6 protein-coding genes are annotated in these 10769 nt (G+C 41.4%); 3 read left to right on the top strand and 3 right to left on the bottom strand.

All coding sequences use genetic code 11. The annotated features are described in order from the left end of the window. Nucleotides 1-180: 180 nt before the first annotated feature. Nucleotides 181-2067 (bottom strand): molecular chaperone HtpG, encoded by a 1887-nt coding sequence (gene htpG / locus JS40_RS05690; RefSeq protein WP_034259049.1) that lies wholly within the window; start codon nt 2065-2067, stop codon nt 181-183. Between the two features lie 203 nt (nt 2068-2270). Here htpG and JS40_RS05685 point away from each other — a divergent pair, with 203 nt between their 5' ends. Together JS40_RS05685 and JS40_RS05680 are read left to right on the top strand one after the other, a co-directional pair. Then, entirely contained in the window at nt 2271-2933 is a 663-nt protein-coding gene (locus tag JS40_RS05685; RefSeq protein ID WP_034259048.1) for a TetR family transcriptional regulator C-terminal domain-containing protein, read from the top strand. 1 nt (nt 2934) lies between these two features. Then, the gene (locus JS40_RS05680) at nt 2935-4242 is read left to right on the top strand and encodes an ABC1 kinase family protein (RefSeq protein ID WP_034259046.1); all 1308 of its coding nucleotides are present in this window, start codon (nt 2935-2937) and stop codon (nt 4240-4242) included. A gap of 167 nt (nt 4243-4409) precedes the next feature. On the opposite strand, the gene JS40_RS05675 is transcribed toward JS40_RS05680, so the two are convergent. Further along, nucleotides 4410-6863 (bottom strand): prolyl oligopeptidase family serine peptidase, encoded by a 2454-nt coding sequence (locus JS40_RS05675; protein ID WP_034259045.1) that lies wholly within the window; start codon nt 6861-6863, stop codon nt 4410-4412. 139 nt (nt 6864-7002) lie between these two features. Here JS40_RS05675 and JS40_RS05670 point away from each other — a divergent pair, with 139 nt between their 5' ends. Beyond that, nucleotides 7003-8010, top strand: coding sequence for a 3-oxoacyl-ACP synthase III family protein (locus JS40_RS05670; RefSeq protein ID WP_034259043.1), 1008 nt, complete (start codon nt 7003-7005; stop codon nt 8008-8010). Nucleotides 8011-8192: 182 nt separating this feature from the next. On the opposite strand, the gene JS40_RS05665 is transcribed toward JS40_RS05670, so the two are convergent. Next, a complete protein-coding gene (locus JS40_RS05665) occupies nt 8193-10631 on the bottom strand; it encodes a TonB-dependent receptor (RefSeq protein WP_034259041.1) in 2439 nt (812 codons plus the stop codon). Between the last annotated feature and the right edge of the window lie 138 nt (nt 10632-10769).

The following is a 10769-nucleotide window of genomic DNA, read 5'->3' as shown; positions in this document are numbered from 1 at the left end:
ATATTTAGAGTTAGTATCTTAAAAATATGCTAATTATTAGGCTTTTGCCACTTTATTAGACCAACGGAACAAAAAATGGTTAAACGGTAAGTCGCCGTAAAATCTTACAAAATTTGTTCGAATGAGGGCATAAAAAAACCGCTCATTTACGGAGCGGTTTTTTTATAGATTCAGAAAAATTTATTTTATCATTTCATAACTGCGCTTAATAAAGGCGGTCATTTCTTCTCCTTTTAAAAGGTTCTTGCTCAACTTTGCCAGGTCCAAGGCTTGTTTTACCAATCGTTCCTTTTTCTTTTGGGTCTTGGTGTTGAGAATCTCCACCACCAACTCATGATTGGTATTTACAACAAGGTTGTACATGTCCGGCATAGTTCCCATCCCAAACATTCCGCCGCCGGTTTGTTGCATTTCTTTCATACGTCGCATGAACTCCGGTTCGGTGATGATAAAAGGATTGGCCTTGCTGTCCATCGCTTCCAATTGTACTGAAAATTTTTCCGAAGGAATCGTCGCAGTCAAGAATTCCTTGAGCGTTTCTTTTTCTTCTTCGGAAAGCTTTGAGATCGCATCCTCGTCTTTTTTGATGAGGTTGTCTACGTGGTCACTGTCCACGCGTACAAATGTCAACTTCTCATTAGACGATTCCATCTTCTGAAGCAAATGCGACACAATAGGCGAATCGAGCAATAATACTTCGTACCCTCGTTCTTTCGCTGCTTCAATATAACTGTGCTGCTCTTCTTCCTTGGAAGCGTAGAGCACCACTAGGTTTTCATCCTTATCCGTTTGGGCATCCTTGATCTTCTCTTTTAATTCTGCCAAGGTATAGTGTTTCCCGTCTACCGTAGGATAAAGTGCAAATTCCTGCGCCTTTTCGAAGAATTTTTCTTCGGTTAGCATTCCGTACTCGATCACGATCTTAATATCGTTCCATTTCTTTTCGAAATCCGCACGATCTGTATTGAACAAACTCTTTAGTTTATCGGCCACTTTACGGGTAATATAGCTGGAGATCTTCTTCACAGCTCCATCTGCCTGTAAATAGCTTCTAGAAACGTTCAACGGAATGTCCGGACTGTCGATGACACCACGGAGCATCGTTAAAAATTCCGGAACGATGCCTTCTACGTTGTCGGTCACGAACACCTGATTCTGATACAGTTGGATCTTATCCTTCTGAATGCTCATGTCGTTGGTCATTTTCGGGAAATACAAGATCCCGGTAAGATGGAACGGGTAATCCACATTTAAATGAATGTTGAACAACGGTTCTTCGAACTGCATAGGATATAGTTCGCGATAAAACTTTTTGTAATCCTCTGCTTCCAGATCGGTAGGTTGTTTGGTCCACGCCGGATTAGGATTGTTGATGATATTATCCACTTCCCGGGTAGGGGCCTTGTCTTCCTCTTTAGCGCCCTCAGGCTTGGGCAAGGTTTCGGTCTTGGTTCCAAATTTAATTGGGATTGGCATGAATTTATTGTACTTCACCAACAGCTCGCGAATGCGGGATTCTTCCAGAAATTCGGTAGAATCCTCGGCAATGTGAAGGATGATCTCTGTTCCCCGTTCTTTCTTCTTCGATTTGGTGATCGAATATTCGGGAGAGCCATCGCAGGTCCAATGCACCGCAGGTTCGTCCTTATAACTTTTGGTGATGATCTCTACTTTGCCGGCCACCATGAAAGCTGAATAAAAACCGAGTCCGAAATGTCCAATGATACCGGCATCTTCCCCGTTCTTATCTTTGTATTTTTCCAAGAATTCTTCCGCCCCCGAAAAAGCGATCTCGTTGATGTATTTTTCAACCTCCTCTTGGGTCATCCCAATTCCTTCGTCAATGATGTGAAGTTGTTTCTTTTCTTTGTCGATCTTCACTTCAATCTTAGGGTTACCGTACTCCACATCGGCCTCACCGATACCGGTGAGATGCTTCAGTTTAAGCGTTGCATCTGTAGCGTTGGAAATCAATTCCCGAAGGAATATTTCATGGTCACTGTATAAAAACTTTTTAATGAGCGGGAAAATGTTTTCTACCGCTACGTTAATCGTTCCTTTACTCATATATGTTCTTTTTTAAAATGTTTATAGCCAACAACTGTTAGTCAAATAAAATACCAATACAGGTCTCCCTGCCACCTTGTCACACCCCTGAAACTTTAACAGAACATTTTGTTTAACAATATTAATTAAAACTTAAACATTAAGTATCTTTGTACTGTGCAACCGGGGGCAATTTTCAGCCCGTCTGCGATACATCTATTAATATGACAGCAAAAAAAACAACAACGATAAAAGCTTCCGAAGAGAAGATCATAGCGGCCTATATGGATATGGTGCTACTCAATGAGACCGAGCCAAAGAGCGTTTATAAGTTCTGTAAACAAAACAATTTTACAGAAGAAGAATTCTATGCATTCTACGGTTCGTTTGAAGGGCTTCAGAAAAAAATATGGGATCGTTTTTTTCACCATTCCATAACATTAATAGAAAAGAGTAAGGACTACGACACCTTGTCGAATCAGGACAAGATGCTCACCTTCTTCTTTACCTTCTTTGAAGTATTGACCGCCAACAGAAGCTATGTTCTTTTCACGCTAAAAGAACAAAAAGACATGATGAAACAATTGTCGCAGTTAAAGGGATTGCGTACACGAATAAAAGGTTTTGCGGCCGGACTTATTACTGAAAAGAACGACGAAAAACAACTTAAGATCTTAAAGAATTCGGTTACTGTATTTTCTGAAGGAGCTTGGATACAAACCCTGTTTCTTATGAAGTACTGGATGGACGATAACTCTCCAAAGTTTGAAAAAACCGATATTGTGATCGAGAAATCTGTTAGGGCCATTTTCGATGTTTTCGATACTACACCTTTAGAAAGTGTCATCGATTTCGGGAAATTTTTGTGGAAAGAACGAATGGCCTAAGATGAAGACAATAGACACCATCCCTACCAACAAGATCCAACGAGCTTCTAAGCTTGTTACCACCGGCGTAAAAGTAGGAGGGAACTACTTAAAATATTACGGTGAAAAGATTATCAACCCCGAACTAAACCGAGATAAGCTCAATGAGAGCAATGCCGAAGATATCTACGACGGACTTAAAAGTTTGAAGGGTAGTGCCCTTAAAGTGGCACAAATGCTCAGCATGGAAAAAAACATCATGCCTAAGGCGTATGTTGAAAAATTCTCTCTGGCGCAGTTTCAAGTTCCACCGTTATCGGCTCCTCTGGTTCGAAAAACATTCATGTCTTATTTTGGTGCCGCTCCGGAAACCTTGTACGATAGTTTCGATGCGGTTTCTGTCGCTGCAGCCAGTATTGGACAGGTGCATAAAGCCACCAAGAACGGGAAGCATCTTGCTGTTAAGATCCAATACCCCGGGGTAGCCGACAGTATAAGCAGTGATCTTGCCCTAGTAAAGCCGGTTGCGATAAAGATGTTCAATTTAAAGGGCAAGGATTCTGAAAAATACTTTAAAGAAATTGAAGGAAAGCTATTAGAGGAGACCGATTATCTTTTGGAAGTGCAACAAAGCAAAGAGATCACCCAAGCCTGTGCTGCTATCCCTAACCTAACATTCCCCATTTATTACGAAGAGATGTCCGGAGAACGTATCATTACTATGGACTGGATGCATGGGGAGCACCTGTCGGAATTTACGAAACGCAACAATCAAAAAGATGTCGCAAACAAGGTGGGTCAAGCGCTGTGGGATTTTTATATGTTCCAGATGCACGTTCTTAAAAAGGTACATGCCGATCCGCATCCGGGGAATTTCTTAGTGGATGCCAACGATACATTGATCGCCATCGATTTTGGTTGTATTAAACAAGTGCCCGAATCGTTCTACGTTCCTTATTTTGAACTGGCAAAACCGGAGAATATCAATAATCCCGAGATCTTTCTTCAAAAGATGTATCAATTGGAGATACTGAAGGAATCCGATTCACCGGAAGAGATACGGTTCTTTTCTGAATTGTTTCACGAATTACTGAGTCTCTTCACGTTGCCGTTTCACGGGGAGCATTTCGATTTTTCAGATACCGAATTTTTCGGAAGGATCGCACGACTTAGCGATAAATACGCAAAAGATACGAGCTTGCGAAAGATGAACGGGAATCGTGGATCGAAGCATTTCTTATATATCAATCGAACTTTTTTCGGTCTGTATAATTTATTGCATGATCTGGGCGCGAATATCCAAGTAAATAATTACAGATCATTTATTTAAGAAAAATTTAACGCAATTTGTTTAATTAAACAGATTAAATATTAAACAGAATTTGTATATTTACAGTATAAATCGTGGGATAATAGAATTAGCTATGAAAAAGTAAATTGTGTCTATTATTTTATTGGTTAGGTTGTTAGAGAAGGGGAGCGTTTACGCTCCCCTTTTTATTTCTTGATCTCTTCCGAAACCTGCAAATCATTCTTATCACGATTCTTTACATAGGTTTCTAACCACGTGTCCTGTTCCCAAAGCAAATGAAGGATGCTTTCTTTGGCTCTATATCCATGGCTTTCTTTAGGTAGCATCACTAATCGAGCGGGGGCTCCCAGGCCTTTTAGGGCGTTGAAATAGCGTTCGCTTTGTAGTGGGTACGTTCCCGAATTATTATCGGCTTCCCCATGTATAAGGAGTAATGGAGTTTTCATTTTATCGGCATGCATAAAGGGAGACATATTATAATAAGTTTCCGGAGAATCCCAATAACTTCGCTCCTCGCTCTGAAATCCGAAGGGAGTCAATGTACGGTTGTAAGCACCACTTCGGGCGATGCCGGCAGCAAACAGATCGCTATGGCTCAATAAATTGGCCACCATAAAGGCTCCGTAGCTATGTCCGCCCACACCCACACGCTCACGATCGATATACCCCATAGCATCCACGGCATCGATAGCAGCTTTTGCATTCCCCACCAATTGCTCCCTGAACGAATCGTTAGGTTCTTCCTCACCTTCTCCCACAATAGGGAAGGCGGCATCGTCCAGAACCACATAGCCTCGGGTTACCCAATAGATGGGACTTCCGTAATACGGATAAATAAATTCATTGGGGTTGGTAGTATTTTGTGAAGCACTGCTCTTGTCTTTGAACTCTCTGGGGTACGCCCACAAGATCATCGGTTTCTTTTCTTTTTTACTTGTGTCGTATCCAACGGGGAGATATAGGGTCCCTTCCAACTCCAAACCATCATCACGTTTGTACGTAATCACTTCTTTGTGTACGTTAGCCAAACTTTTATAAGGGTTTTCAAAATCTGTAACAGGCGTCAAACTATTTTTCTTATAAATGTTTCTGAAATAATAGTTAGGATATTCATTTGGGGATTCTATACGCACCAACAATTTGCCTTTTTTCATGTCCACAGCAGCGCGAAGGGATTCTTTTTTATCGGTATAAGGAGATTGGTACAATCGCTTGGTTTCTTGAGTCTTTAGATCGAACGCATCCACAAACGGAAACTGACCTTTTTCAGAAAATCCTTCGCCAATTAAAAATGCTTCACCGTCTATGATCTCCAAGACATCGCGGTTATATTCATTTTGTTTCATGACAAAATTACCCGGATCGCTGTATTGATCCTGATAATTTCGATCGGAAATGATCACAGGTGTAGATGCCGCATTCGATGGATTGAACAAATAAGTTTTGGTATTACGGTCGTTCCACCAATAATCATAACCCACGGCAGTCTCATCATCTCCCCATGAAATACCGGAAAAACGATTTATGGTCTTAAAGATCTCACGTCCTTTTCCGGTAAATGGTTCTGCCACTTCATATACAACATCTCTATAGGGTACGGACGTTTCAGGATCTCCGCCGTCCATAGCTTCCACCCAATACAGCGTGGCCGGTTTGTCTGCCCGCCAGCTCATATTTCGCTTTCCGGTACGGGTAGCCATGAATCCTTTGGGGCGTACTTCATCTAAGGGTACCTCATTGACTTTTTTTATGAGGTCACCGGAGATGTTATAAACCAGTTCATCATACGGAAATCGATAGTAAGGAACGAGGTATGAAAACGGTCTTTTCAGTTTGGAGATCAATACATAATTACCATTAGGAGAAAAGCTGATACTGCTGTACATTCCGGCCGGCAAGAAGGTTTTTGAAGTGCCGCTCAGAGACACTGTCGTTAATTCTGAAAGGGCCAACTGTTCAAAATTCGCTTCATCGTTTGGATTCTTTAAAAGATCTTGATAGGTTCGGTTTTGTGCTTTTTCACCACTGCTCACAGAGATGGTAGGCCCTTCAGGAACAGCTTCATCCGGGTTGATTAATTCTTTTTTGTTCTTCGGAAGCATTTTTACCAACAACGAAGTGTTGTCCTTAAACCAATTAATAGGATCTCCCATGTTAGCGTTCACCTTTGGCTCTGTAAGTTTGGTAGCAATACTATTCTCTATATCCAGTACCCAGACTTCCACTCCAATTGCGGTGGTATGAAGGAACGCGATCTTCTTTTGGTCCGGTGACCAATTAAAATAAGAGAAACGGCCGTTTTCGGGTAGCCCGGAAACAGTTCTGGAGTTGGTAGCAGTAGCTTTTTTTAGTTCAATATTATTGTAATAATTTGTTCTGCTACCAATATTTGTTTTCGGATTGATACGCAAACCTGCAAGACGCATTTCGCTCTCTGAAAGTTCGGCAATACTCTTATATGCATCCCGGTACAGTAATACCACGTTTTCGCCTTCATCATCCATAAGCACCGAAGGTGCGAGAGGTGCATCGACAAGTTCTAATATTTCTTTAGGAGGCTTTTGGTAGCCTGTGTTTTCTTGAGCTGACACAGGCGCAATAAAAAGGAAGAGAGCGAGAAGAATAGTGAATTTTTGCATGGGATAAAATTTTTCCAAAAGATACTCAAAATATGTATGGAAGCAAGGGGTTATTATGCATGCATATTTTTTCATACGTAAATGTGACGCTTCATTTTGTGCGAATAAGTATCTTGCTACTCTGTTTTAACTTCAGTTTATGTATACTTCAAAAATAACGGGACTAGGGTCCTATGTTCCCGAAAATGTGGTTACGAACGATGACCTTTCAAAAGTAATGGATACAAACGATGCTTGGATACAGGAACGCACCGGCATCAAAGAGCGACGTCATATAAAAAAAGGAGATGGTAACACTACTTCTGTTATGGGCGTTAAAGCGGCTAAGATCGCTTTGGAACGAGCGGCATTAGTGCCAAAGGACATCGATATGATCATTTTTGCCACACTAAGCCCGGATATGTATTTTCCGGGAGGCGGCGTGCAAGTGCAAGAGGCGCTGGGGATGCGAACCGTACCGGCACTTGATGTTCGTAACCAATGCAGTGGTTTTGTCTATGCATTATCGGTGGCCGATCAATTTATTAAAACAGGAATGTACAGACACGTGCTCGTTATCGGCAGTGAAAATCACAGTGGCGGGCTCGATTTTACAACTCGCGGAAGAGGTGTTTCGGTGATATTTGGTGACGGGGCGGGAGCTGCGGTCGTATCGCGCAATGAAACCGGTAACGACGGAATATTATCGACCCATCTGCATAGCGAAGGCAAACATAAAGATGAATTGTCGTTGCAAGGGCCGAGCACTCAATACTGGGTTCCCGAGATCATTGAGAAAAACCCTCAGGAAGATATTCCATACTACCCTTATATGAATGGAACTTTTGTGTTTAAACATGCGGTGGTGCGTTTCTCTGAAGTGATCAAAGAAGGATTGGAGGCAAACAAGCTTTCGGTGAGTGATATTGATATGTTGATCCCGCATCAGGCAAATTTGCGTATTTCCCAGTATATCCAGGAAAAATTCAAACTTCCAAATGATAAGGTCTTCAATAATATCCAAAAATACGGTAATACAACGGCGGCATCCATCCCTATTGCGCTAACGGAAGCCTGGGAACTCGGCAAGATTAAAAAAGGAGATCTGGTCGTTCTGGCTGCCTTTGGCAGTGGTTTTACTTGGGGCAGTGCAATCATTAGATGGTAAAAAAATGTAGCTAAAAAAAGAAAAGCCTTCTGAATATCAGAAGGCTTTATTCACCTAATAGGTTTAAAATTTTAGAAGGCTAATTCAAATAAATTATAAATGAGTATTAGGTTTATTATATAGACTAAAAAAGTGTGCCAAACGTTGCACGAGGGGTCCCACTTTAACGTAATTATAACAGTTTAAAAGATCCCGCCGCTTCCATCTTTCTCACGATCGTCACGATTCTTTCTCGATTTGGCGCGATATTTACCACCACCAAAACGGTAATTAAGTCCAACAAAAATGGTATTGCTTTCCCAGTTGAACTCAACTGATTGACGGTATGGCAGCTCTCCGTCGCCGGCGAACTTCATAGTGTCGAAAATATCGTTGTAATTAATGCTGAAAGTCCCTTGACCATCCCACAGACTGTAGCGAGCTCCAATATTTACGAAGTACATAGGGTCTACATCAAACTGAAGTGTTCTCGCTTTGCCACGGTAAAATCCAAAGGCGGAAAACGTCAATTTTTCAGTAACACTGAAATTATTGAACATTCTAAAGTTCCACGCCATATTATTTACTTCATACGATTCAAGAACAATATCATCTACAGTGGGATTGTCGTCTTGAATAAGACGTTCTGCGATCCCCTTCTGGGTCTGATTGTATAGATCAAAACTCGTATTGAAGTTCCACCATTTGGTTGGTCGATAATTGCTGCTAATCTCAATACCGTACGCTGATGTAGCGTCAAAGTTGTCGTAAGTAAGGATTACCTTATTAAGATCGGTGCGGTCTATAAACAAGGCTCTGTTGATCTCATCTTCGATTGCCCGATAAAAGACTCCTCCTGTGATACTGCCTTTTTCAAGGCTTCGTGTATAATTGGCTTCCATGGAGTTGGTAAACTGAGGCTGTAAATCTGTATTACCAAAAGAGGAGATTAGAGGAGTGCTCCATTCCCTTATTGGATTTACCTGGTCCAGACCGGGACGATCCACGCGTCTGCTATAACTAACTTGAAATTGATTCTTTTCGGTAGGGGTATAAGTGACATATGCAGAGGGATACACCTGTATGTAATCGTTCGTAAACGAGCGAACCGCATTGGTGTCTGCCAGTACCTCTACCGTTTCCACACGCGCTCCTACTTGATAGGACCATTTTTCAAAACTTTTTCCGTAGGTAGCATACGCCGAATAGATATCTCTGGTAAAATCAAAATCGGTGCTTGGCGTGTCCACTAGAATTCCTTGCGAATTAAACGTTTGCCCGGTTGATCTGTAATCGATATTGGTTTCAAATAAACGCGCTTCCAAACCTATTTCCAGTTTCGATGATTCTGAAAGCGGATTGATGTAATCTAAATTTACGGTTAATTGGTCTCTTTCGGTTGCTACAAAATCGACATAGTTATCGATAGGGGAGGCTCCCATGAACATAAAACGAGCAATCTCATCGTTGGTAAAAGTGTTGTAATCTGCTTCCAGCTCTATATTATGACCTTCTTTGGCAAAATCTAATTTGTAGTCGAAATTGTATTGCGAAGAGCGGTTTTCATTATCGTTTAGGAAGTTCTGAGTTTGATTGAGTGCCGGGGTATCGTAGTATACAATATCAGTGATCCCTCGCGTATTGCCGTCAAAGAAATTCTGGTTGGTAAAAAAAGATAAGGTGTTCTTTTCATTCAGGTAAAAGTCGACTCCGGTCTTTACCAGATTTGATTTTCCACTGTCTAGAAATTCGAAGAACTGCCTGTTGTTCTCTTCAGGACGAAAAATGGTTCCGAAATTTTCATTTTTTGAAACGTTGTTACTGAAGTTCCCGTAAAAGTTGAATTTACCATTTCGGTAGTTCGTATTAAAGGCACTATTGAACTTTGCCTGCTCTTCGTAGGTAAGGCCCACGCTCAGGTCCCCGTTAAAACCAATATTCACATTTTTATGAAGAATAATGTTGATGATTCCGCTCATACCTTCAGGATTGTATTTTGCCGAAGGGTTTGTAATAAGTTCTATCTGTTTGATGGAATTGGACGGGATCTGTTTCAAAAGTTGAGCGACCGGTACGTTAGACAGCTTCCCGTCTACCATCACCCGGACGTTCTCGTTTCCGCGTAGCGAAATATTCCCGGTCTGTTGATCTACATTTACTGACGGAAGGTTATTCATAATATCCGATGCTGTCGGGCCCGATGTGGTAAGGTCTTTCCCAACATTAATGACCTTCCTGTCCAGTTTTTGTTCGATGGTAGATCGCTCGGCTACAATGGATACTTCATCCAGAGCTGCGACATTTTCTTCCAGAACTATGGTGCCCATGTCAACCATTCGGTTTTGACGGGTAATTGTAATTTCGGTCTCTACGGTATTATAACCAATAAATTGAATAGAAACGAGACTCTTCCCTTCGGGAATGTCTTCTATGGTAAACACCCCACTATCGTCTGTTACACCTCCCGTAACAATGGTGCCGTCTAAGGTTTTGATCGCTACGGTTACATACGGCAAGGGCTGCTGTAGTAATTTGTCGATCACTTTTCCGGTGATCTTTCCGGGCCGTTCGGTAGTGGGGTCATTGAATGCAGAAGAGGTTATGCCGCAAAGGAGCATAAGCATTAAAAATAACTGTTTCATTTCTTGATTGATTTGTCCTCAATTTGCATTGAGAGTTCGTTAATTGATTGATTGATAGATGTATTTTTTAAAACTTGCTACCTTGTATAACATATATTTAATGTCAAGAAGGGTCGAAAAATTTAAAAAACTATAAAT

This window comes from Altibacter lentus (genome assembly GCF_000746845.1).
GTDB lineage: Bacteria > Bacteroidota > Bacteroidia > Flavobacteriales > Flavobacteriaceae > Altibacter > Altibacter lentus.
Note: the sequence above shows the minus strand (reverse complement) of the source record. Positions and strands in the feature narration are given on the sequence as shown.